This is a genomic window from Actinotalea soli, from assembly GCF_017565425.1.
Classification (GTDB): Bacteria; Actinomycetota; Actinomycetes; order Actinomycetales; family Cellulomonadaceae; genus Actinotalea; species Actinotalea soli.
In genome coordinates, this window is sequence record NZ_JAGEMK010000003.1 from 163,249 (window position 1) to 183,845 (window position 20,597).

General features: G+C 73.6%; 25 protein-coding genes and 1 tRNA gene. 10 read left to right on the forward strand and 16 right to left on the reverse strand.

Annotation, left to right across the window (positions count from 1 at the left end; all coding sequences use genetic code 11):
* Positions 1 to 9: 9 nt before the first annotated feature.
* Complete coding sequence (locus J4G33_RS07650) at positions 10 to 306, reverse strand: GroES family chaperonin (RefSeq protein WP_208055624.1); 297 nt, start codon at positions 304 to 306, stop codon at positions 10 to 12.
* A 129-nt stretch (positions 307 to 435) separates the two neighbouring features.
* On the opposite strand from J4G33_RS07650, the gene J4G33_RS07655 reads away from it, so the two are divergent.
* The 4 genes from J4G33_RS07655 to J4G33_RS07670 all read left to right on the forward strand — a co-directional run bounded on the left by J4G33_RS07655 (position 436) and on the right by J4G33_RS07670 (position 2,649).
* Complete coding sequence (locus tag J4G33_RS07655; protein ID WP_208055352.1) at positions 436 to 903, forward strand: peroxiredoxin; 468 nt, start codon at positions 436 to 438, stop codon at positions 901 to 903.
* A gap of 72 nt (positions 904 to 975) precedes the next feature.
* Positions 976 to 1,056 (forward strand) — tRNA-Leu (locus J4G33_RS07660).
* A 91-nt stretch (positions 1,057 to 1,147) separates the two neighbouring features.
* Positions 1,148 to 1,603 (forward strand): DUF4383 domain-containing protein, encoded by a 456-nt coding sequence (locus J4G33_RS07665; protein ID WP_208055353.1) that lies wholly within the window; start codon positions 1,148 to 1,150, stop codon positions 1,601 to 1,603.
* A 227-nt stretch (positions 1,604 to 1,830) separates the two neighbouring features.
* Positions 1,831 to 2,649, forward strand: coding sequence for an ANTAR domain-containing response regulator (locus J4G33_RS07670; protein WP_208055354.1), 819 nt, complete (start codon positions 1,831 to 1,833; stop codon positions 2,647 to 2,649).
* A gap of 34 nt (positions 2,650 to 2,683) precedes the next feature.
* On the opposite strand, the gene J4G33_RS07675 is transcribed toward J4G33_RS07670, so the two are convergent.
* From J4G33_RS07675 to J4G33_RS07690, 4 genes are read right to left on the reverse strand one after another with little or no spacing between them, the layout of a single operon-like run.
* Positions 2,684 to 3,280 (reverse strand): DUF3618 domain-containing protein, encoded by a 597-nt coding sequence (locus tag J4G33_RS07675; RefSeq protein ID WP_208055355.1) that lies wholly within the window; start codon positions 3,278 to 3,280, stop codon positions 2,684 to 2,686.
* Positions 3,277 to 3,708, reverse strand: a complete 432-nt coding sequence (locus tag J4G33_RS07680) for a phage holin family protein (RefSeq protein WP_208055356.1) — start codon at positions 3,706 to 3,708, stop codon at positions 3,277 to 3,279. Before J4G33_RS07680 ends, J4G33_RS07675 begins: the two co-directional genes overlap by 4 nt.
* On the reverse strand, positions 3,705 to 4,460 hold the full coding sequence (locus J4G33_RS07685) for a hypothetical protein (RefSeq protein WP_208055357.1): 756 nt from the start codon (positions 4,458 to 4,460) through the stop codon (positions 3,705 to 3,707). Before J4G33_RS07685 ends, J4G33_RS07680 begins: the two co-directional genes overlap by 4 nt.
* 24 nt (positions 4,461 to 4,484) lie before the next feature.
* The gene (locus J4G33_RS07690; protein ID WP_208055358.1) at positions 4,485 to 5,366 is read right to left on the reverse strand and encodes a manganese catalase; all 882 of its coding nucleotides are present in this window, start codon (positions 5,364 to 5,366) and stop codon (positions 4,485 to 4,487) included.
* 318 nt (positions 5,367 to 5,684) lie between these two features.
* On the opposite strand from J4G33_RS07690, the gene J4G33_RS07695 reads away from it, so the two are divergent.
* Both J4G33_RS07695 and J4G33_RS07700 read left to right on the forward strand, forming a co-directional pair.
* The gene (locus tag J4G33_RS07695; protein WP_208055359.1) at positions 5,685 to 6,449 is read left to right on the forward strand and encodes a GAF and ANTAR domain-containing protein; all 765 of its coding nucleotides are present in this window, start codon (positions 5,685 to 5,687) and stop codon (positions 6,447 to 6,449) included.
* A gap of 91 nt (positions 6,450 to 6,540) precedes the next feature.
* The gene (locus tag J4G33_RS07700) at positions 6,541 to 6,951 is read left to right on the forward strand and encodes an STAS domain-containing protein (RefSeq protein WP_208055360.1); all 411 of its coding nucleotides are present in this window, start codon (positions 6,541 to 6,543) and stop codon (positions 6,949 to 6,951) included.
* Between the two features lie 51 nt (positions 6,952 to 7,002).
* On the opposite strand, the gene J4G33_RS07705 is transcribed toward J4G33_RS07700, so the two are convergent.
* Positions 7,003 to 7,548 (reverse strand): metallophosphoesterase family protein, encoded by a 546-nt coding sequence (locus J4G33_RS07705; protein ID WP_307793802.1) that lies wholly within the window; start codon positions 7,546 to 7,548, stop codon positions 7,003 to 7,005.
* A gap of 47 nt (positions 7,549 to 7,595) precedes the next feature.
* Here J4G33_RS07705 and J4G33_RS07710 point away from each other — a divergent pair, with 47 nt between their 5' ends.
* Entirely contained in the window at positions 7,596 to 9,020 is a 1,425-nt protein-coding gene (locus tag J4G33_RS07710) for an NAD(P)/FAD-dependent oxidoreductase (protein ID WP_208055361.1), read from the forward strand.
* On the forward strand, positions 9,017 to 10,030 hold the full coding sequence (locus J4G33_RS07715; protein ID WP_208055362.1) for an NAD(P)/FAD-dependent oxidoreductase: 1,014 nt from the start codon (positions 9,017 to 9,019) through the stop codon (positions 10,028 to 10,030). The genes J4G33_RS07710 and J4G33_RS07715 overlap by 4 nt, the downstream gene beginning before the upstream one ends.
* A gap of 4 nt (positions 10,031 to 10,034) precedes the next feature.
* Here the strand turns inward: J4G33_RS07715 and trxA are convergent, their stop codons facing one another.
* Positions 10,035 to 10,424 carry a thioredoxin gene (gene trxA, locus J4G33_RS07720; RefSeq protein WP_208055363.1) on the reverse strand — a complete coding sequence of 130 codons (390 nt, stop codon included), beginning with the start codon at positions 10,422 to 10,424 and terminating at the stop codon, positions 10,035 to 10,037.
* A 77-nt stretch (positions 10,425 to 10,501) separates the two neighbouring features.
* Here trxA and J4G33_RS07725 point away from each other — a divergent pair, with 77 nt between their 5' ends.
* Positions 10,502 to 11,053, forward strand: coding sequence for an NUDIX hydrolase family protein (locus J4G33_RS07725; protein ID WP_208055364.1), 552 nt, complete (start codon positions 10,502 to 10,504; stop codon positions 11,051 to 11,053).
* Between the two features lie 2 nt (positions 11,054 to 11,055).
* On the opposite strand, the gene J4G33_RS07730 is transcribed toward J4G33_RS07725, so the two are convergent.
* From J4G33_RS07730 to clpS, 7 genes are all read right to left on the reverse strand, one after another.
* A complete protein-coding gene (locus J4G33_RS07730) occupies positions 11,056 to 12,702 on the reverse strand; it encodes an ABC-F family ATP-binding cassette domain-containing protein (protein WP_208055626.1) in 1,647 nt (548 codons plus the stop codon).
* 82 nt (positions 12,703 to 12,784) lie between these two features.
* Positions 12,785 to 13,423 carry an RdgB/HAM1 family non-canonical purine NTP pyrophosphatase gene (gene rdgB / locus J4G33_RS07735; RefSeq protein ID WP_208055365.1) on the reverse strand — a complete coding sequence of 213 codons (639 nt, stop codon included), beginning with the start codon at positions 13,421 to 13,423 and terminating at the stop codon, positions 12,785 to 12,787.
* Positions 13,420 to 14,190, reverse strand: coding sequence for a ribonuclease PH (gene rph, locus J4G33_RS07740; RefSeq protein WP_305852919.1), 771 nt, complete (start codon positions 14,188 to 14,190; stop codon positions 13,420 to 13,422). The genes rdgB and rph overlap by 4 nt, the downstream gene beginning before the upstream one ends.
* A gap of 35 nt (positions 14,191 to 14,225) precedes the next feature.
* Positions 14,226 to 15,050 (reverse strand): MBL fold metallo-hydrolase, encoded by an 825-nt coding sequence (locus J4G33_RS07745; RefSeq protein WP_208055366.1) that lies wholly within the window; start codon positions 15,048 to 15,050, stop codon positions 14,226 to 14,228.
* Complete coding sequence (murI, locus tag J4G33_RS07750; RefSeq protein ID WP_208055367.1) at positions 15,047 to 15,862, reverse strand: glutamate racemase; 816 nt, start codon at positions 15,860 to 15,862, stop codon at positions 15,047 to 15,049. The genes J4G33_RS07745 and murI overlap by 4 nt, the downstream gene beginning before the upstream one ends.
* Positions 15,863 to 15,872: 10 nt before the next feature.
* Positions 15,873 to 16,502: a DUF2017 family protein gene (locus J4G33_RS07755; RefSeq protein ID WP_208055368.1), complete on the reverse strand. Its 630-nt coding sequence runs from the start codon at positions 16,500 to 16,502 to the stop codon at positions 15,873 to 15,875.
* Positions 16,502 to 16,792, reverse strand: a complete 291-nt coding sequence (clpS, locus tag J4G33_RS07760; protein WP_372435041.1) for an ATP-dependent Clp protease adapter ClpS — start codon at positions 16,790 to 16,792, stop codon at positions 16,502 to 16,504. The genes J4G33_RS07755 and clpS overlap by 1 nt, the downstream gene beginning before the upstream one ends.
* A 103-nt stretch (positions 16,793 to 16,895) precedes the next feature.
* Between clpS and J4G33_RS07765 the strand changes: the two genes are divergently transcribed.
* Positions 16,896 to 18,317: a nicotinate phosphoribosyltransferase gene (locus J4G33_RS07765; RefSeq protein ID WP_208055370.1), complete on the forward strand. Its 1,422-nt coding sequence runs from the start codon at positions 16,896 to 16,898 to the stop codon at positions 18,315 to 18,317.
* Positions 18,318 to 18,485: 168 nt separating this feature from the next.
* On the opposite strand, the gene J4G33_RS07770 is transcribed toward J4G33_RS07765, so the two are convergent.
* A complete protein-coding gene (locus J4G33_RS07770) occupies positions 18,486 to 18,641 on the reverse strand; it encodes a hypothetical protein (RefSeq protein ID WP_208055371.1) in 156 nt (51 codons plus the stop codon).
* Between the two features lie 134 nt (positions 18,642 to 18,775).
* Complete coding sequence (locus tag J4G33_RS07775; protein ID WP_307793831.1) at positions 18,776 to 20,545, reverse strand: DEAD/DEAH box helicase; 1,770 nt, start codon at positions 20,543 to 20,545, stop codon at positions 18,776 to 18,778.
* Positions 20,546 to 20,597 lie beyond the last annotated feature (52 nt).

Consider the following 20,597-nt stretch of genomic DNA (forward strand, 5'->3'; position numbering starts at 1 on the left):
GGCCGGGGACTACAGGTAGAGGCCGGTCCGCTGACCAGTGGCCTCGGGCTCTGCGACGCCGTGCAGGTCCCGCTCGCGGAGCAGCACGTAGTCGGTGCCGTGCAGCTCGACCTCGGCGCGCTCCTCGGGGTCGAAGAGCACCCGGTCCCCGCGGGAGACCTGGTGCACGTGCGGACCGGTCGCGACGACCAGCGCCCACGCGAGCCGCTTGCCCACCGAGGCCGTCGCGGGGATGACGATCCCCGACGTCGAGAGCCGCTCGGAGGACTCGGCATCCATCTGCACCAGGACCCTGTCGTGCAGCATCCGGATCGGCGGGTGGTCCCCCGGCCGGGGGCTGGAGGCAGGCGGGCCGGGGGGCGGGGGCGAGGGATCGGGCGTGCTCACCCGCGCACGGTACTCGGTACGCTGGGCCCCCCGTCACGAAGGAGAACCATGCCGCGCCTCAGCCCCGGTGACCTCGCCCCCGACTTCACCCTGCCGACGGCCGACGGCGGCACGATCACCCTGTCCCAGATGCGCGGCCAGCGTGTGGTGATCTTCTTCTTCCCCGCGGCCATGACCCCGGGGTGCACCACCCAGGCCTGCGACTTCCGTGACTCCTTCGAGACCCTCCAGGCCGCGGGGTACACCGTGCTCGGCATCTCCCCCGACCCCGTGCCCCGGCTGGACGAGTTCACCCAGAGTGCCGAGCTGACCTACCCCCTGGCCTCGGACGTCGACCGGACGGTGCTGACGGCCTGGGGGGCCTTCGGCGAGAAGAAGCTCTACGGCAAGACCGTCGAGGGCGTCATCCGCTCCACGGTGGTCCTCGACGAGGAGGGCAAGGTCCAGGTCGCGCAGTACAACGTGCGGGCCACGGGACACGTCGCCAAGCTCCGCCGAGACCTCGGCATCTCCTGAGCATGAGGCCGGGCGCCTGCTCCCCAGCTGGCGGGTGCCCCGGCCAGGGCACGAGCCCTAGGCTCCTCTTGAGCGCGAGTGGCGAAATGGCAGACGCGCCAGGTTTAGGTCCTGGTGCCCTCGGGCGTGCGGGTTCGACTCCCGCCTCGCGCACTTCCTCCGCCCCCTTGCATCTCTCTAGCAGATGCGGTGCGGGTCAGACAGTCACACCCTGGGATGACCTACTCGATCCCAGGAGGTCCAGATGTCTCAGCAACCCACCCGCCCCGCGACCCAGGGCACACGCCCCGACCGGGCGCCGTACCAGTGGCTCGCCCTCGCCATCGGTGCGATCTACCTGCTCATCGGCGCCGTCGGATTCTTCGTCACCGGCTTCGACGGGTTCACCGAGCACGACCACTCCCAGACCCTGCTCGGCTTCGCCATCAACCCGCTGCACAACATCGTGCACCTGCTGATCGGTGTGCTCGGCGTCGTGATGTGGAGCAAGCGGTCGAGCGCCAGGGCCTACGGATGGCTCCTCGCGATCGTCTATGGCGCGACCTCCGTCTACGGCCTGATCGTCGCGGACGACCCGGACCTGAACATCCTCAACATCAACGGGGCGGACAACGGTCTGCACATCGTCAGCACCCTGGCCGGCCTCGCGATCGCGCTGTGGCCCGACAAGGACCGCCGGGCCGGCTCCAACCGCACGTGACCCTCGGCCGGACCACCGGCCGCTGATCACCCGCGCCCGCTCGTGGGCGGGCCGCACGACCGACGCAGGCAAGGCGTCGCCCCGGAGGGATCGCCGGGGCCGCCTTGTCGGCGCGCCTGGGCGGTCCCTCCGGCTCGAGTGGCGCCGCCGGCCGACCTGGGTCACCGTAGGCGAGTCACGGTGAGGAAGTCGCGCGTGACCGGATCGAACGTCCGGAGCACCCGCCCATGACTACCCTCGGCACGACACCCCCCGCCCGACCGCGCCACGACCTCGGTTCGACCCTCCTGGCACTCCTGGCAGCGCCCCACGCCGACCTCTCGGACTTCGCGCGGGGGGTCGCCCGCTCCCTCACCGCCGAGCTCGGGACGCCCTACGGCATCGGCCTCACGCTGCGGCACCACGAGGGCGTCGACATCGCCGGGTGCAGCGACGCGACCACGGAGTGTGAACGCGCACTCGACCACGAGGGCGGCTCACCCGCCGCGGCCGTCCTCGCCCGGCGCCAGGCCGCGGTCGTCACCGACATGGCGAGCGCACCGTGGCGGGCCTGGGGCACCGTCGCGCTGCGCCGGGGCTTCCGGGCGGCAAGCATCGTCCCGTCCACCACGACGACCGGGACCGCCCTGACACTCACGATCTACTCCTGCGTGCCCCCGGAGGCGTGGCCGTCAGACGGGCCCCCACGGGATGCCGCCGCCCTGGCCGAGGACGTCGCGCACGCCCTCTCCCTCCGTCAGAGAGCGGAGCACACCCGGCGCTCGGTGGAGGACCTGCGCACCGCGCTGGACACCCGCGCCGTCATCGACCAGGCCCTCGGCGTCCTCATGGCGCGCGACCGTTGCAGCGCCGACCAGGCGATGAACGTGCTGCGCAAGGAGGCCGGCCGACGGCAGGTCAAGCTCCGCACCCTCGCCGGGCACATCGTCGAGCACGTCAGCGGGCGCCCCGCGCAGAAGGGCACCCACTTCCAGGACCGGACGACCGTGGGCGCCGGTCGAGCGGTCCGGCCCCGCCCGGCAGCACGGGGCGACCGCGCGTCCTGAGCGCGGCCGCCCCGTCCTGGTCAGCTCCCCTCCGTCAGCCCTGGCCGCGCGACTCCTGCACCTGCTCCTTGGCCTGGGTCGCGTCGCCCCGCAGACCCTGCGCTGCGTCCGCGCCGTCCTCCTTGAGGGTCGTGGCCGCCTCGCGTGCGCGCTCCTGGACAGCGGACACCGCCTCCTGAGCGGGGGCGCGCAGGTCGTCGACCACCGACGAGGCCGCATCCTTGAGCTGGTCGGAGTGCTCCGAAGCCTTCTCCTTGAGCTGGGTCGCCGCGTCGCGCTCGGCCTTGCTCGTGGGCAGCAGCGAGCTCGCCAGCCACCCCACACCGAACGCGATCAGCCCGGCGGCGAGCGGGTTGCCCTCCGCCTTCTCCCGCAGGGTGCTCTGCAGGCCGTGCGCGACCTCCCCGGGCGAGGAGCTCTCCTGCTGCTTGCTGCGGACCGACTCCTTCGCGTCGTGGGCGCTGCCCATCACGCGTTCCTTGACCGAGCCCACGGCGCCGCGCACCTGCTCGGTCTTGCGGTGCGCGATGCTGCTGGGGCTCACCTTGTCCTCGAGGGCGTCCACGTCGTGGCTGAGGTCAGCGCGCGTCCGCTCGATGTCGGCGCGAATCTGGTCCGGGTCGGTGCTCATCGGTTTCTCTCCTCGTGTCCTTGCAGTGCGTCAGGGATCTTCTTGGCCGTCTCCATCGTGCGAGGGGCGCCCTTGATCTCCGTGATCTCGGCACGACCCTTGAGGGCGAGCACCGCCGCGACGGCGCCCCAGATGACGGCGACGACCAGGGCCGACCAGCCCAGGTCGATCAGGTGACCGAGCCCCCACCAGAGGGAGATCGACAGGAACACGAGGACCATGTGACCGGCGACGCCGGCGCCGGTCAGCATCCCGGCCCCCTTCCCAGCCCTCGTGGCCGACTCGGACAGCTCGGCCTTGGCCAGGGCGACCTCCTGACGCATCAGCGTCGAGACGTCCTCGCTGATGCGTCCGAGCAGCTCACCGAGGCTCGGCTGCTCATGGCCGTTGCTGCCCGTCCCGGTACCGACGCCAGGGGTGGAGCTCATGGCGTCCTCCGCTGCTCGAGACCCGAGACAGGCTCACCTGTCGCCGTGCCGACCCCGTGGCCGGACGGTGCCGTACCAGCCGGCGTGCTGGCGATCGGGGCCCGCCCGGGCGCCGAGGCGGCCGGCGACGTGCCCGCCGGCGGTACTCCGGGGGTGGAAGGAGCGCCCGGGGCCCGGTGAGCCCCGCCCTGACCCGTGCTGGCCTGACCCGTGCTGCCGAGGGCGTGGTCCCCGGCGTCCTTCGCCGGCGCGTCCTTGACGCCGCGCGTCAGGCGCCCGGCAAGGAGCCCCAGACCGGCCGCGACCGCGAGGAACGCCCCCGGCCGACGTCGCGCGAAGTCCTTGACCTCGTCGACGAGGGAGCCGGGTTCGCGGTCCTCGAGCCAGCCCGCTGCGGCGTCCGCCCGCGAGGCCACCTGCCGAGCGAGGTCGGCACCGAGCCCACCGCCGTCCTCGGCGCTGTCGGCCATCGAGCCGAGCTCGCTGCCCAGGCCGCGCAGGCCCTCGGCGACCTTGGTCTGCTGGGTCCCTGCCTGACCGACGAGCTCGACCCGTGCCTGCTCGAGGAGGTCCCGGGCCTGGCGGCCCGCCTCCTTGGTCACCTCGCCGGCCTCGGACCGTGCCTCGCCGGCCAGCCCACGGGCCGAGTCGGCAGCGCTGTGCGCGACACCCTCGGCCTGCTCCCGCGCCTCCTGCTTGGTCGAACCCTGGGTCCCGCCCGCAGACCGGCTCCCGCTGGTGCTGTACGTCATGATGTCTCTCCCTCGCAGATCAGGTCAGTCTTTCTTGAGCTTGTCCTGCACCGTGCCCGCGGCCTTCTCCACGACGTTCGGCAGGTCCGTGGTGCCGTAGAACCGGGCGTCGGGCCGGGTGGGCGGCGGCATGGGCACGCCCTTCTCCGGGGTCTCGCGGTAGCTGAACTCGCCGTTGCCGTCGGGGGTCGGACCGCTCGCCCACGAGCCCTCGGCGGCATGCTTGCCGTCGGAGAAGTTGATGTACTCGTAGGACACGTCGGTGGCCTCCTTGCGCTGAGGGAAGTTGCTGGGCACGGGCAGCTGCTCGTAGCCCTCCTCCTGCAGCTCCTTGGCCGCCGCGATCCACTGGTTCTGGTGCATCGTGTCTCGGGCCAGCAGGAACGACAGCAGGTCCCGGACCCCGGCGTCATCGGTCATGTGGTAGAGCCGCGCGACCTGCACGCGGCCCTGCATCTCGGCGTTCGCGTTGGCGGTGAAGTCGGCCAGCAGGTTGCCGCTCGCGGTGACGTACCCCGCCGACCACGGGTTGCCCATGCTGTCGACCGGGCGGGCCCCGGCCCCGGCGACGATCGCGTGCTGCAGGTCCGTCCCGCCGAGGACGGCGGCGACCGTGGGATCGTCCTGGATGGCCTTCTCGGTCGCACCGACAGGGGCCTTCTCGAGCAGCTGGGCGATCATCGTCGCGAGCATCTCGACGTGGCCCATCTCCTCGGCACCGATGCCGAAGAGCAGGTCGCGGTACTTGCCGGGCATGTGGGCGTTCCACGACTGGAACCCGTACTGCATCGCCACGGTGATCTCGCCGTACTGCCCGCCGAGCACCTCCTGGAGCTTGCGGGCGTAGACGGCGTCGGGACGGTCGGGGCTGGCCTTGTGCTGGAGCTCTTGACGGTGGAAGAACATGGGAGACCTCCGATGTGCGGCCCTCGGGCCTGCGGACCTCGCTGTGGTACCCGAGGTCTCGGAGGTGGCGCGCAGGATGGCCGCGCCGCCCTCGAGATCTCGAGGATTGCGCCGACACGTTTCCTGCGTCGGTCCTTCTCTTCTCCGCCGTGGCCGTCTCGGCCTGCGGTGCCCTCACGCTAAGCAGGTCCGGGTCTGCCCGCCACCGGAGGTCTCGAGATGCCCGGTCGCCCCCGTGCGCGCACCATGGAGGCTCACGCAGACCGGTCCGAGGGAGGCAGGACGACGGCGCCTCGCCCACGCCCCGACGGAGGACCCATGAGCATCGGTGAGCCCACCACCCGGACGTCGCCGCGGTCCGACCGGTCCCCCGACCCCGCGGGCGCCGGCCTCCAGGATCTCGCGCTCGACACCGCAGACGTGCAGGAGTTCCTCGACCGGCTGGTGGTGCTCACCGCCGAGGCCCTCGACGGTCGGGTCTCGGCGGGGATCACGCTCGCCCGGGCGCGGCGCGAGGTCACGGTCGCCAGCAGCGACCCGAGCACCTCGCGCTACGACGAGCTCCAGTACGGGCTGAACGAGGGTCCCTGCCTGACCGCCCTCCGCGCGGGTACCGAGGTGCTCGTGCCTGACCTCGCCTCGGAGGACCGCTTCCCGAGCTACCGCGAGCACGCCCTCCCCCTCGGGCTGCGGTCGTGCCTCGCCGTGCCGCTCGCCGGTGACGACCGAGCTGCCGGGGCCCTGAACATGTACTCGAGGGAGCCAGGGACCTTCGACGAGGCCACCATCGCGGTCGCGCGGCAGTTCGCCGGCGAGGCCGCACGCGCCCTGCGGCTCGCGATGCGCCTCGCCCAGCAGGCCGAGCTCACCGACCAGCTCCGGACGGCGCTGGGCTCGCGGGCGGTCATCGACCAGGCGATCGGGGTGATCATGGCCCAGAGCCGCTGCGGACCCGAGGCCGCCTTCGAGGTCCTGCGCACCGCGTCCCAGCACCGCAACGCCAAGCTGCGCGACCTCGCCGCCGAGATCGTGACCGCCGTGGCGCTGACGCCGGTCGCGGCCGAGGGCCACGACCGGACCTGAGCCGCACATCGGCGACACCCGCACCCCGACCGTCTACAGTCGACACAGGTCCAGCAGCGCGGCCCGCCCATCACCCTGCCCGCGGAGGCCCATGCGCCACGACCAGAGCCCCGGAACGCCCCCCGAGGGCGAGGGCTCGGTCGTCCTCTTCCTCACGAGCTCTCGGGCCCGCCTCGTGCTCAGCGGGGAAATCGATGTCACCCTGCGCGGAGAGATCGGCGAGGCGATGGACGAGGCCCTCGAGGCCTCGCTCCCGATCGAGATCGACACCCGTGGCGTGACCTTCATGGACTCCTCCGGGGTCTCGATGCTCGCACGGCTCTCGGCCCGCGCCCCGGATCGGCTCCAGCTGATCGATCCCCCCGAGCAGGTCCGCTTCCTGCTCGACCTCACACGCATCGGACAGCTCGTCGACATCGTCGAGGCCGATCCGGGCTTCCCCTTCGACCCCGACCCCGACCCCGGCGTCCCGGCCGGCGGAGTCGACCGCGCCGCAGACTGACCGTGGCGCGGCACGGCGAGCCGTCCGGTGCGGTCTCCGCCCGGCACCGGGTCAGCCCCGCTCGCCCACCCGGTGCAGCACGACCTCGGCGCAGCCCGGCAGGCCGGCACCGATCCGCGCGCTCATCCACGTTGTGTCGGGCTGACGGCGCCGGTCGGTCGGAGACCCGGGGTTGAGCAGGCGCAGCCCGGCCGGGGTGGTGGTGTCCCACGGGATGTGGCTGTGGCCGAACACGAGGAGGTCGAGGTCCTCGGCGTAGGCGGCGTCCATCCGCCTCTCGCGCCCGCCCCGCGGCCCCGTCTCGTGGACCACACCCACCCGTACCCCGGCCAGCTCGGCGCGAGCGACCTCGGGCAGCCGTGCACGGAGCTCGGGCCCGTCGTTGTTGCCCCAGCAGCCCAGGAGCGCCTGGGACCGCTCCTCGAGCTCGTCGAGGAGCCGCGCGTCCACCCAGTCCCCGGCGTGGATCACGAGCTCGGCCCGCTCGACCGCCTCCCACACCTCTCCTGGCAGCGCCTTGGCGCGGCGCGGCCAGTGCGTGTCCGCGAGCAGCACCGCCTCGAGCGGAGGGCCAGCCGTCGTCACGACAGGCGCCACGGCGCCCACCCCCTTACCGTCGAGGAACCCGATCCGAGGAGCCCAGCATGCCGCGCGCGCCCCAGTCCCTGCCCGGCCGCAGCCCCGACGGCCGCCACCACGTGGTCGTCGTCGGCTCGGGGTTCGGTGGTCTGTTCACCACCCGGGCCCTGGCCCGCGAGCCCGGGGTCGCGGTGACCTTGGTCGCGAGCACGGGCCACCACCTGTTTCAGCCTCTGCTCTACCAGGTGGCCACGGGCATCCTGTCCGAGGGTGAGGTCGCTCCGGCGACCCGGGAGGTGCTCCGGCGTCAGCGCAACGCCCGGGTGCTCCTGGGCACGGTGACCGACGTCGACCTCGAGCGGCAGGTCGTGACCTCGACCTCCCCGGGCGGCACCACCACGACCTCGTACGACTCCCTCGTCGTGGCCGCCGGGGCCGGGCAGTCCTACTTCGGCAACGACCACTTCGCGCGCTACGCCCCCGGCATGAAGAGCATCGACGACGCCCTCGAGCTGCGCGGCAGGATCTTCGGCGCCTTCGAGCTCGCCGAGCTCAGCGAGGACCCCGAGGAGGTCGAGAAGCTCCTGACGTTCGTCGTCGTCGGGGCCGGCCCGACCGGGGTCGAGATGGCCGGCCAGATCGCCGAGCTCGCCCACCGGGCCCTGCGGGGGAACTTCCGTCACATCGACCCACGGCGGAGCCGCATCGTGCTGGTGGACGCCGCCCCGACGATGCTCGGGGCCTTCAGCGACAAGCTCTCCCGCGCGGCTACCGCCCAGCTCGAGGCTCTCGGGGTCGAGGTGCGCCTCGGCCAGATGGTCACCGGGGTGGACGCCGACGGCCTGGACCTGCGCGACCAGGGCGGCAGCACGAGCAGGATCGCCACCCGGTGCAAGGTCTGGGCAGCGGGGGTCGCGGCCTCGCCCCTGGGTGCCCAGCTCGCCGAGCGGGCCGGGGCCGAGACAGACCGCGCGGGGCGGGTCCGGGTCGAGCCGGACTGCACCCTGCCCGGCCACCCCGAGGTCTTCGTCATCGGAGACATGATGGCCCTGGACGACCTGCCCGGGGTCGCCCAGGTCGCGATGCAGAGCGGCAAGCACGCGGCCGGGGAGATCTCTCGCCGTCTGCGCGGGGAGACCCAGCGCCGACCGTTCCGCTTCCAGGACAAGGGCAGCATGGCGACCGTCTCGCGGTTCTACGCGATCGCCGAGGTCGGCGGCCGCGAGGTCTCCGGGGTCCTCGCCTGGGTCCTGTGGCTCGGCGTCCACGTGTTCTACCTCATCGGCTTCAAGAACCGCGTCACCACGCTGCTGCACTGGTTCGTGAGCTTCGTCGGCCGGGGCCGGTCGGAGCGCACGGCCACGCTGCAGCAGGTCCGGGCCCGCCAGGCCCTCGCCGCGCAGGACGAGGCCGAGCGAGCCCGGGCTCAGGACCGACTCACCGAGGCGGGGGACCGCCCGCGAGGCGACACGCCTGCGCAAAGCACGTGAGCAGCGGGCCGGACGTGCTCGACGTCCTGGTCGTGGGTGGCGGGCCGGGGGGCCTCAGCGCAGCCCTGGTGCTGGCCCGTGCTCGACGGCGTGTCGTCGTGGTCGACGCCGGGGAAGCCCGCAACGCCGCTGCGTCCCACGTCCACGGGTACCTGGGGCTGGACGACACCTCCCCGGAGGACCTGCGGCGCCGGGGACGAGACGAGGTGGCACGTTATGGCGGTGTGCTGCGGGCGGGACGGGTCACGAGCCTGCGGACGGCCTCACACGGCTTCCAGGTCGGTCTGGCAGACGGGGCGATGTTGATCGCACGGCACGTGGTGGTGGCGACGGGCCTGCGCGACGAGCTACCTGAGATCCCTGGTCTCGCCGAGCGGTGGGGCCGCGAGGTGCTGCACTGCCCGTACTGCCACGGCTGGGAGCACAGCGGTGAACGGGTGGTGGTGCTCGTCACGGCGTCGGAGGAGGTCGACAAGGCCTTCACGCTGCGTCAGTGGACCTCATCCGTCCAGGTCGTGCTGCACGGCCTCGAGCCGGAAGACCTGGAGCCGGAGGTCCTCGAACGCCTCGACGCCATGGACGTCGGCGTGAGAGCAGGGCCGGTCCGTCACCTCGTCCCAACCGCGCTCCCGGGGTCCCCCGCGCCGCGCACCGACCTCGCGGGCGCCGGCCAGAGCACGGGTCGGCTGACAGCGGTCGCGCTCGCGGACGGGAGTCACGTGCCGTGCGATGCCGTCGTGGTCCAACCCAGGCTACGAGCGCAGGACGAGCTGCTCGCGGATCTCGGCGTGCCGGTCCAGGCCGACGCGTTCGGGGAAGAGGCCTGGAGCACCGACCAGGGCCGCACCGGTGTGCACGGTCTATGGGCGGTGGGCAACGTCAGCGAGCTGGGCGCCCAGGTCGTCGCGGCGGCGGCCGCGGGTCACCGTGCTGCCGTCGCGATCGACCACGAGCTCACGACAGCGGCCGTGGATGCTGCCGTGGACGCCCGCCGCTCGCGACGGGCCTGAGCCCTCAGTCAGTCGGACCCGAGGCCTCGGCGGTGGCCTGCTGGGTCGCGAGCTGGGCGCGCACGTCCTCCATGTCCAGGCCCTTGACGGCCGTGACGACCTGCTCGAGGGCAGGGGCGGGCAGCGCGCCGGCCTGCGAGAACACCAGGATGCCCTCGCGGAAGGCCATCAGCGTGGGGATCGACGTGATCTGGGCGGCGGCGGCCAGGCCCTGCTCGGCCTCGGTGTCGACCTTGGCGTGCACCACGTCGGGGTGGGACTGCGAGGACTCCTCGAAGACGGGGCCGAAGCGCTTGCACGGTCCGCACCACTCGGCCCAGAAGTCCACGAGGACGATGTCGTTCTCGGTGACGGTCTTCTCGAACTCGGTCTCGGTCAGCTCGATCGTCGGCATGGGTGATTCCTCCCTGATTCGTGTCTCTGCGTGAACGTCGCCGACGTCCTGGTATTCCGCGGCCGTAGGCTCCTGCCATGACCGACACCGCCGACTACCCCGAGGACCACACCCCCGACGGGTGGCTCTCCGAGGCCGACATCGCGACTGCCCGGTCGCGCCTCCCCATGCTCTACGTGGACGCCGTGCCCGTGCGGGTCGACGAGAGCGGGGACGTGGTCGCGGTGGGACTGCTGCTGAGGGTCTCGCACGACGGCGCGATGACCCGGGCCCTGGTCTCGGGTCGCGTGCTCTACCACGAGCGCGTGCGCGACGCCCTGCTGCGGCACATCGAGAAGGACCTCGGGCCGGTGGCCCTGCCGCAGGTGCCGGCCTCCCCGCAACCCTTCACGGTTGCCGAGTACTTCCCCACCCCCGGCGTGACGCCGTACCACGACCCCCGTCAGCACGCGGTGTCGATGGCCTACGTCGTGCCGGTCTCCGGGGACTGCGAGCCCCAGCAGGACGCCCTCGACCTCGCGTGGATGACCCCCGAGGAGGCCTGCGCCGAGCAGGTGCAGGTCGAGATGACCGGGGGCCACGGGTACCTGCTCCGCCAGGCGATGGCCCACGTCGGTCGGCTGCGCTGACCTCAGCCTCCGCTGAGGTCGAGCACAGGCCAGTCGGCGAGGTCGGTCTGCAGGGCGCGGTCGTGTGTCGCGACCACCACGGCCGCGCTCGTGGTGCGCAGGGCGTCGGTCAGCTCGTCGACCAGGGCCACCGAGAGGTGGTTGGTCGGCTCGTCGAGGAGCAGCACGTGCGGCGCGGCGAGCAGGGCCCCGGCGAGGTCGAACCGTCGGCGCTGCCCGAGGGACAGCTCCCCCAGGGGACGGTCGAGGTCCTCCTCGGTCAGCAGCCCCAGCCCGGCGACCGCGACGAGCTGCTCGGGGTCGAGGGCTCCCGCCTCGAGCAGGCGCAGGGCACGCCGGGCGTAGGCCTCGAACCCCGTGCTGTCCGGGGAGTCCTGGGTCGTCGCGTCGTCCTGCCCCAGCAGGCCCAGCCGAACGCCGGGCCGCACAGCGCGCACGCCGCGCAGGCTCGGCACCGTCCCGGCGAGCACCCCGAGCAACGTCGACTTGCCCGCGCCGTTGGGCCCCGTGACCAGCAACCGCCCGCAGGGCGGCAGGCCGACCCGGACCCCGGGGAGGTCAAGCCGGCCCGGGACCCGCGGGCCACGCACCTCGACCAGCGGGTGTGCCGGATCCCCGCCCGGGGGCATCGCGGGCAGGTCGGGGAAGGCCAGCGTCAGGGGTGGCGCGGGAACCTCGACGGCCTGGGCCTCGAGCTGCTCGACGAGCCGGTCGGCCGCCTTGACGTGGATCCTGGCCCGCGTCGCGCGCCGGTGCTTGTCGCTCCCCTTGGGCGGCCGCCACTCGTCCGAGAGACCTTCGTAGGAGGCGTCGAGCCGCTCCGCGAGCTTCTCCCGGCGCGCCTGCTCGGCCGTGTAGCGCTGCCGCCAGCGTCGAAGGGCCTGGTCGCGGGAGAAGCGGTACGCCGCGTAGCTCGTGGCCCCGTAGACCGTCGGGCGGCCGTCGATCGACGGGTCGAGGTCCACGATCGCGGTCATGATGTCGTCGAGGAGCCGTCGGTCGTGGGTCACGATCACCACGGCACCAGGCCAGGTGCGCAGCTGCTCGGTGAGGTGCTCGATGCCCGAGGCGTCGAGGTGGTTGGTGGGCTCGTCGAGCAGGAGGACGTCGGCCCGCTGGGCGATCCTGCATGCCAGACGGGCCCGGTAGCGCTCCCCCACCGAGAGCGAGGCCAAAGGACGGCTGCGGTCCCGCGGAGCCCCGAACCGGCTCAGCGCCTCGTCGGCACGCCGGTCCGCGTCCCAGACGCCGAGCCGTTCGGCGCGGGCCAGGGCCTGGGCGAGCCGGGTGGCGGGGCCCTCGTCGCGCCCCTCGGCCTCGCCGCCCAGGGCGTCGACCGCTGCCGTGGCCGCCTCGAGCTCGACCGCCGCGGCCCGCGCGTCGGCCAGGGCCTCCTCGACCAGGTCCCCGACGGTGAGCCCCTCGCCCAGGGCAAGCTCCTGCTCGACGACGGCGAGGCTCCCCACCCGGCGGACCTCACCCGCGGTGGGCTCGAGCCGCCCGGCGAGCACCCGCAGCAACGTCGTCTTCCCGGTGCCGTTCTCCCCGACCAGCCCGACGCGGTCCCCCGCCGCGGCCGTGAACGTCACCCCGGCCAGGACGGGTCGCCCCGGGTGCCCGACGGCGACGTCCTTGGCGGCCACGTGCACGACCCCCGCCGAGACCGTCGATCCGTCGCCGAGAGCGGGGCCTCGTGCGCGTCGACCAGCGCCGCGTGCCTGTGCGGCCACCTCAGGTCCCCAGCTGCTCGGCGATCACCCGGGCCAGCGCGCGGAAGGCCTGGCCGCGGTGGGAGATCGCGTTCTTCTCCTCGGCCGTGAGCTCGGCGCAGGTGAGCTCGGCGTCACCCGCCCGCGCGGGCTGGAGCTCAGGGACGAGCGCGGGGTCGTAGCCGAAACCGCCCTCGCCGCGCGGTTCCGTGGTGAGCCGTCCGCGTAGCGCACCGGTCTCGACGTGCTCGAACCCGGCCGGCGTCACCAGGGCCGCGGCGCAGGTGAACTGCGCGCCGCGGTGCGCGGCCGGGACGTCGGCGAGCTGGGCCAGCAGCAGCGCGAGGTTGGCCGCGTCGTCCCCGTGCCGCCCGGACCACCGCGCCGAGAAGATGCCGGGTGCACCACCCAGCACGTCCACCGCGAGCCCCGAGTCGTCCGCGACGGCCGGGAGCCCGGTGTGGGCCACGAGGGCCCTGGCCTTGATGAGGGCGTTCTCGGCGAAGGTGACCCCGTCCTCGACCGGCTCGGGACCACCGACCTCCCCGGCACCGACGACCTCCTGGGCGGCCAGGCCGGGCACGACCGGGCCCAGGATCGCGCGCAGCTCGCCGAGCTTGTGCTGGTTGTGGGTCGCGAGGACCAGGCGGGGTGCGCTCACGCGGTCGTCCCGCCGGCCAGCGCCTCGGCCTGCACCCGGCTCAGCTCGGTGGTACCCGCGAGGGCGAGGTCGAGCAGGACGTCCAGCTCGCGGCGGTCGAAGGGCGCCTGCTCAGCGGTCCCCTGCACCTCGACGAACTGCCCCGAGCCCGTCACGACGACGTTCATGTCCGTCTCGGCCCGCACGTCCTCGACGTAGGGCAGGTCGAGCATGGGTGTGCCGTCGATGATGCCGACGCTGACCGCGGAGACCGAGTCCCGCAGCACCGGCTTGGTGCTGCGGACCGCCCCGGACCGCTGGCCCCAGGCCACGGCGTCCGCCAGCGCGACGTACGCACCCGTGATGGCCGCGGTCCGGGTACCGCCGTCGGCCTGCAGGACGTCGCAGTCCAGCACGATGGTGTTCTCCCCGAGGGCCTTGACGTCGATGACGGCGCGCAGCGAGCGGCCGATGAGCCGCGAGATCTCGTGGGTGCGGCCACCGATGCGCCCCTTGACGGACTCACGGTCGCTGCGGGTGCTCGTCGAGCGCGGCAGCATCGCGTACTCGGCCGTGACCCAGCCCTCCCCCGACCCCTTGCGCCACCGGGGCACGCTGTCGGTGAAGGAGGCTGCGCACAGCACACGGGTGCGGCCGAACTCGACCAGGACGCTGCCCTCGGCGGCGTCGAGCCAGCCCCGGGTGATCGTCACGGGCCGGAGCTCGTCGGCGCGGCGGCCGTCCGCACGCAGGAGGAAGGAGGAGGGGGATGCGGCGTCGGAGGTCATCCCCCGAGCCTAGGTGCAGGCGGTGACGCCCGGGATCAGAGCTCGACGACCATGCCCGGCCGGGCGAGGTCGATCGGGCCCGGGTACACCGCGACGGCCTCGTCGTAGGCCGCGCCGGGCGGGTTCCAGGCCGGGACGTGGGTCAGCACGAGCCGCCCCGCACCGCCGTCGGCCGCGGCCTGCCCGGCCCGGCGACCGGTCAGGTGGATCCCCCGCACGTCGTCGTCCCGGCCCTCGACGAAGGCGGCCTCCGCCAGCAGGACGTCGGCCTCCCTCGCCAGGGCGTCGAGGCCCGGGCAGCTGTCGGTGTCCCCGGTGTAGGCGAGGGTCACCCGGCGGGTCGGGTCCCGCTCCGAGGGCCCGGTCACGCGGACCCCGTAGGCCGGCACGGGGTGCTCGACGGCCACCGGGGTCAGGGTCAGCGGACCCACCTGGATCGGGCGACCGGGCTGCCAGGCGTGGACGGCGAGCTGGTCGGTCATCGACTCGCCGGGCTCGAGCCCGTAGGCCGCTGCCAGACGCGAGGCCGTGCCGAAGGGGCCGTGGACGTCGAGCGGGCCCCGCCGCGCCCCGGTGCCCGCGCCCTCGGCATGGCCGCCGTGCCCCCGCGGCCGGTACTTGAGGTAGACGTAGAGCCCGCACATGTCGGCCATGTGGTCGGGGTGCAGGTGCGAGAGCCCGATCGCGTCGAGGTCGACGGGGTCGCAGTAGCGCTGCAGGGGCCCCAGCGCGCCGCTGCCCAGGTCCAGCAGCAGGCTCCAGGTGCGCCCAGCCTCGTCGTCGGCCTGCACCAGGTAGGAGGAGGACGCCGACTCGGGTCCGGGGAAGGACCCTGCGCAGCCGATCACCGTGAGCCTCATCGCAGACTCGTCGCCGTCTCGACCGCGAGCACCTCGGGGCCCAGGAAGCGCCGGGCGAGGGTCGCGAAGCCGTCCGCGTCCCCGGTCGCGAGGAAGCGGTGCTCGGGCGGTCCCAGGCTCGGGTCGCGTTCGAGGTCGTGGGCCACGAGGGTGCGGTACACGTCCTTGGCGGTCTCCTCGGCGCTCGACACCAGGGTCACCTGCTCGCCCATCACGTAGGAGATCACCCCGGTCAGCAGCGGGTAGTGCGTGCACCCGAGGACCAGCGTGTCGACATCGGCCTCGCGGACCTGCTCGAGGGAGCGCCGGGCGACCTCGAGGACCTGCGGGCCCGACGTCGTGCCCGCCTCGACCAGGGTGACGAACTCGGGGCACGCCTGCGAGGTGAGGCTGATGCCTGCGGCGACGGCGAGCGCGTCGTCGTAGGCGCGCGAGCCGATCGTCGCGCGGGTGCCGATCACCCCCACACGGCCGTTGCGGGTCGCCGCGGCCGCGCGCCGCGCCGCGGGGAGGATCACCTCGACCACGGGCAGCCCGCGACGCTGGGTGTAGCGCTCCCGGGCGTCGCGCAGCACGGCGGCCGAGGCGCTGTTGCACGCGATGACGAGCATCTTGACCCCCGCGTCGACCAGGTCGTCCATGACCTCGAGGGCGTGGGCCCGCACCGCGGCGAGGGGCTTGGGGCCGTAGGGCCCGTTGGCCGTGTCCCCGATGTAGAGCACTGACTCGTGCGGGAGCTGGTCGAGCACGGCGCGCGCGACCGTGAGGCCCCCGACACCGGAGTCGAAGATCCCGATCGGCGCGTCGTTCACGCGCCCGAGCCTAGCCCGGTTCGGACCCCACCTCGGGCAGCGCCTCGAGCATGAGCTCGACGAGGGACTCCTGGAGCAGGCTCAGCACCACGTACACGGTGGCGAGGAACCGCCGGGCCACCTGGGCCCGCGGGTCCGCGACGTCGGAGGGCTCGGGGTCGGAGCCGATCAGGTGGTAGAGCGCGTCGGCGTCGGCGTCGGTGCGCACCTCGAGACGCTCGGAGACCACCAGCCGCACGTCGGTCAGCGCCGCCGCGATGCGCGGGGCCTCGCTCGGCACGACGACGACGTCGAGGCTCGCGGCCATGAGAGCAGCCCGCAGCCGCAGCAGGTGGTCGGTCTTGGCGGTGCGCAGGTCCGCCTCGGTCAGCCGGCGGAACTCGGCCGTGACCTCGGGGTCCACCGAGGCGTCGGGGAGCAGCCGGCGCAGCGCCGGGTCGGTCGGGGTCTGGACGTCCTCGGCCTCCATGCGCAGCGCGTCCAACGGGTGCGACGCCGCGGCCCTGCCCCGGGCGACCGAGCTGGGCCCACCCTCGGCGAGCAGGCTGACGACGTCGTCGACGACGTCGAGCAGGACGGCCCGCTCGGCGGCGTCGAGCCGGGCCACGTAGGCATCCCCCTCGCGGCGGAAGCCCTGCATCACGGGGTCCCGGGCTGGACGGTCGCCCACAGGCCGTAGCCGTGCATGGCCTGGACGTCGATCTCCATCTGCTCGCGGTTCCCGCGCGAGACCGTCGCCTGACCGTCCTCGTGCACCTGGCGCATGAGGTGCTCGGCCCGCTGGGTGCTGTACCCGAAGTAGCTCCGGAACACGTAGGTGACGTAGCTCATGAGGTTGACGGGGTCGTTCCACACCACCGTGCTCCAGCCGTCGACGACGGCAGCCTCGCCGAGGTCCACGTCCTCGAGCGGGGCCGACGAGGCGGTCACGGTGCTCACGACCTCACTCTAGGCAGCGTGAGGCCCCCCGGCACCAGCAGGGCCGCGGTGGTCACGGTTCGTGCCTGCCGCGCCCCCGCCCTACGGTGATCCCATGAGCGCAGAGCTGCCCTCGCCGTCGGCCCCGGCCCTCTCGGGCGAGGCCCCCTGGACGGTTCCGGCGTCCACCCCGCGCACCGGGGCGGGACGCCCCTCCACGGCGCTGCACACCGACCGGTACGAGCTGACCATGCTGCAGGGCGCCCTGGCGGACGGCACCGCGGACCGGCACTGCGTCTTCGAGGTCTTCGCCCGCAGGCTCCCCGCAGGACGTCGGTACGGCGTGGTCGCGGGCACGGGACGCGCGCTCGAGGCGATCGCCGCGTTCCGCTTCGGCGACGAGGAGCTGGCCTACCTCAGCCGGGAGCAGATGGTGGACCGGCGGACCCTGGACTTCCTCGCGGGCTACCGGTTCAACGGATCCATCACGGGCTACGCCGAGGGCGAGTGCTTCTTCCCCGGCTCCCCCGTGCTCTCGGTCGAGGGCACCTTCGCCGAGGCCGTGGTCCTCGAGACCCTCGTGCTCTCCGTCCTCAACTACGACTCCGCGGTCGCCTCGGCCGCCTCCCGGATGACGAGTGCGGCCGTCGACCGTCCGTGCCTCGAGATGGGCAGCCGGCGTGCTCACGAGCAGGCCGCCGTCGCCGCCGCCCGGGCGGCCGCCGTCGCGGGCTTCGCCGGGACCTCCAACCTCGAGGCGGGACGCCGTTACGGCCTGCCGACGATCGGCACCGCGGCCCACGCCTACACCTTGCTGCACGACGACGAGGAGACCGCGTTCGCCTCCCAGGTCGCCTCGCACGGCCCCGGCACGACCCTCCTGGTCGACACCTACGACGTGACGCGCGGCGTCGAGCGGGCCGTGGCCGCCGCCGGGACCGGCCTCGGCGCCGTGCGGCTCGACTCGGGCGATCTGCCCACCCTCGCGCACGAGGTGCGCGCCCAGCTCGACCGCCTGGGGGCGACGAGCACCCGGATCGTGGTGAGCTCGGACCTCGACGAGCACGCGATCGCCGCCCTCGCGGCCGCGCCGGTGGACTCCTACGGCGTGGGCACCTCGGTGGTGACCGGCTCCGGGGCACCGACCTGCGGCATGGTCTACAAGCTCGTCGCCCGGGAGGGACGGGACGGCACCCTCGAGCCCGTGGCCAAGGCCTCAGGGGCCAAGAGCAGCCAGGGCGGCCGCAAGGTCGCGGCGCGCAGCCTCGACCAGGACGGCCGGGCGGTCGAGGAGGTCGTGGTGAGCGGGCTCGACCACGCCGTCACCGCCTGGGAGCCCGAGCGCGAGGACCTGCGGGGGCTGCACGTGCCGCTCGTCGTCGAAGGGGCGATCGACTCCCGGTGGACGGGGGCGGCAGGGGTCACGATCGCGGCCCGGCGGCACGAGGCCTCCCGCGAGGAGCTGCCGCGCGGGGCACGGCGCCTCTCGGCCGGGGACCCGGCCATCCCGACCTCGGGCCTGGTGCTTCCGGGCTGAGCGCGCCGGCCCGCCACACCCCCGCCGGTCACGAACCCGTCGAACCGCGCCCCGACGCACGAAGGTCCGGGGACCGGGCGGCTCTCGCCACCGGTCCCCGGACCTTCGTCGATCTGCGTGCCGTCACGGGGTGACGGCGGCGCGGGCCGTGAGGCCCGCGACCTGCGGCTAGACCTTGGCCTTGCCGCGCCCCACGAGCCCGAGGATCAGGCTGACGACGAGAACGATGATCGCGATCCAGATGAGGAACTGCGCGGCCTCGACGGCAACGCCGAAGACCAGCAGGACGACACCGACGAGAAGAATGATCAACCAAGTAGGCATGACGAGCCCTTTCTGCATGTGGACCGTCTGGGGGAAGCCCAGCGGCTCGTGACCTAACGTTGGCAGCCTCTGAGGCGCCTCGCATCCTGAACGGTGAAGTCGCGCGAAGGTCGGCTTGCCCTGGTATAAGCCGCTCAGCGTCGGCCGACGAACCAGTCCCGCAGCAGGGCGGTGCGCTTCTCGAGCTGCTCGACGGTCGCCAGGGCCACCTCGGGACCGCCGGACCGACGCCGCAGCTCGGTGTGCACCGAGCCGTGGGGCTGACCGCTGCGGCGGGCCCACGCCCCGACCAGGGTGTTGAGCTCCTTGCGGAGCTCGACCAGACGGCGGTGGTCGACCTCGGGCTCGGCGGCACGCCGCGCAGCGGCACCGCTGACCTGCTGGGCCTGGCGCTGCCGGAGCAGCGTGCTCACCTGGTCGGCGTCGAGCAGGCCGGGCAGCCCGAGGAAGTCCTGCTCCTCCTCCGAGCCGACCTCGGCACCCGTGCCGAACTCGCCGCCGTCGAAGAGGACGCGGTCGAAGCTCGCCTGCGCCTCGAGGGCCTGGAAGGTACCCGGGATCCCGTCCGCCCCCACCGTGTCCGAGGCGCTCTCGGCGCGGTTCGCCGCGGCGAGGAGGTCGTCGGCGAGACCGACCTCCCCCTCCTCGGGCAGCGGGCGGTCCAGGGCGTGGTCCCGCTCGAGCTCCAGGGTCGCCGCGAGGGCCAGCAGCTGCGGAACGCTCGGCAGGAAGAGGGACGCGGTCTCGCCCCGGCGCCGGACCCGTACGAACCGGCCGACGGCCTGGGCGAAGAACAGCGGCGTCGCGGTCGACGTGGCGTAGACGCCCACCGCGAGGCGCGGCACGTCGACGCCCTCGGAGACCATGCGGACCGCGACCATCCACCGGCTCGTCCCGGCGGAGAACTCGTCGATGCGGTCCGAGGCGCCGTCGTCGTCCGAGAGCACGACCGTGGGGGCCTCACCGGTGATCGACCGCAGGTGAGCGGCGTAGGCGCGGGCGTCGGTCTGGTCGGTCGCGATGATCAGGGCCCCGGCGTCGGGCACGGTGCGCCGCACCTCGGACAGCCGGCGGTCGGCAGCCGCCAGCACCGAGGGGATCCACTCCCCCTGCGGGTTCAGCGCGGTGCGCCAGGCCTGCGCCGTCATGTCCTTGGTCATGTCCTCGCCCAGGCGGGCCGAGACCTCGTCCCCGGCCCGGGTGCGCCAGCGCATCTGCCCGCTGTAGGACAGGAAGATCACGGGCCTGACCACGCCGTCCCGCAGCGCGTCGCCGTAGCCGTAGACGTAGTCGGCGACCGACCGCCGGATGCCGTGGGCGTCGGCGGCGTACTCGACGAAGGGGATGGCCGAGGTGTCCGACCGGAAGGGCGTGCCGGTGAGGGCGAGGCGCCGGGTGGCCCCCTCGAAGGACTCGCGCACGGCGTCCCCCCAGGAGAGCGCGTCCCCGCCGTGGTGCACCTCGTCGAGGATGACCAGCGTGGGGGCCGCCGCGGTGCGGGCGGCGTGCAGGGCGGGCTTGCTGGCCACCTGGGCGTAGGTCAGGGCCACGCCGTCGAAGTGGGCGCCGTGGCGACCCTGGCTGTTGCGGAAGTTCGGGTCCAGGTGGACGCCGACCCTCGCGGCGGCGTCGGCCCACTGGCGCTTGAGGTGCTCGGTCGGGGCGACCACCGTGACGCGCCGGACGACGCCTCGCTCGAGGAGGTTGGTCGCGACCCGCAGCGCGAAGGTCGTCTTGCCTGCCCCGGGGGTGGCGACGGCGAGGAAGTCCTGCGGGTGGCGGCTCTCGTAGGCCTCGAGGGCAGCGGCCTGCCAGGCGCGGAGCTTGCTCGCCGTCCCCCACGGGGCGCGCGCCGGGAAGGCTGGCGAGAGGTGCGAGGCGGCCGAGGACGACGGGGTGGACACGCTCGCGGAGGACCCCGCCGACGGGGAGCCGTCGGTCGAGGGGTGGCGCGCG

Bases quoted from the DNA above. Each gene is read 5' to 3' on its own strand.
- J4G33_RS07650 (WP_208055624.1), bottom strand. From the start codon at position 306: ATGCTGCACGACAGGGTCCTGGTGCAGATGGATGCCGAGTCCTCCGAG.
- J4G33_RS07655 (WP_208055352.1), top strand. From the start codon at position 436: ATGCCGCGCCTCAGCCCCGGTGACCTCGCCCCCGACTTCACCCTGCCG.
- J4G33_RS07665 (WP_208055353.1), top strand. From the start codon at position 1,148: ATGTCTCAGCAACCCACCCGCCCCGCGACCCAGGGCACACGCCCCGAC.
- J4G33_RS07670 (WP_208055354.1), top strand. From the start codon at position 1,831: ATGACTACCCTCGGCACGACACCCCCCGCCCGACCGCGCCACGACCTC.
- J4G33_RS07675 (WP_208055355.1), bottom strand. From the start codon at position 3,280: ATGAGCACCGACCCGGACCAGATTCGCGCCGACATCGAGCGGACGCGC.
- J4G33_RS07680 (WP_208055356.1), bottom strand. From the start codon at position 3,708: ATGAGCTCCACCCCTGGCGTCGGTACCGGGACGGGCAGCAACGGCCAT.
- J4G33_RS07685 (WP_208055357.1), bottom strand. From the start codon at position 4,460: ATGACGTACAGCACCAGCGGGAGCCGGTCTGCGGGCGGGACCCAGGGT.
- J4G33_RS07690 (WP_208055358.1), bottom strand. From the start codon at position 5,366: ATGTTCTTCCACCGTCAAGAGCTCCAGCACAAGGCCAGCCCCGACCGT.
- J4G33_RS07695 (WP_208055359.1), top strand. From the start codon at position 5,685: ATGAGCATCGGTGAGCCCACCACCCGGACGTCGCCGCGGTCCGACCGG.
- J4G33_RS07700 (WP_208055360.1), top strand. From the start codon at position 6,541: ATGCGCCACGACCAGAGCCCCGGAACGCCCCCCGAGGGCGAGGGCTCG.
- J4G33_RS07710 (WP_208055361.1), top strand. From the start codon at position 7,596: ATGCCGCGCGCGCCCCAGTCCCTGCCCGGCCGCAGCCCCGACGGCCGC.
- trxA (WP_208055363.1), bottom strand. From the start codon at position 10,424: ATGCCGACGATCGAGCTGACCGAGACCGAGTTCGAGAAGACCGTCACC.
- J4G33_RS07725 (WP_208055364.1), top strand. From the start codon at position 10,502: ATGACCGACACCGCCGACTACCCCGAGGACCACACCCCCGACGGGTGG.
- rph (WP_305852919.1), bottom strand. From the start codon at position 14,190: ATGACCTCCGACGCCGCATCCCCCTCCTCCTTCCTCCTGCGTGCGGAC.
- J4G33_RS07745 (WP_208055366.1), bottom strand. From the start codon at position 15,050: ATGAGGCTCACGGTGATCGGCTGCGCAGGGTCCTTCCCCGGACCCGAG.
- J4G33_RS07755 (WP_208055368.1), bottom strand. From the start codon at position 16,502: ATGCAGGGCTTCCGCCGCGAGGGGGATGCCTACGTGGCCCGGCTCGAC.
- J4G33_RS07765 (WP_208055370.1), top strand. From the start codon at position 16,896: ATGAGCGCAGAGCTGCCCTCGCCGTCGGCCCCGGCCCTCTCGGGCGAG.
- J4G33_RS07770 (WP_208055371.1), bottom strand. From the start codon at position 18,641: ATGCCTACTTGGTTGATCATTCTTCTCGTCGGTGTCGTCCTGCTGGTC.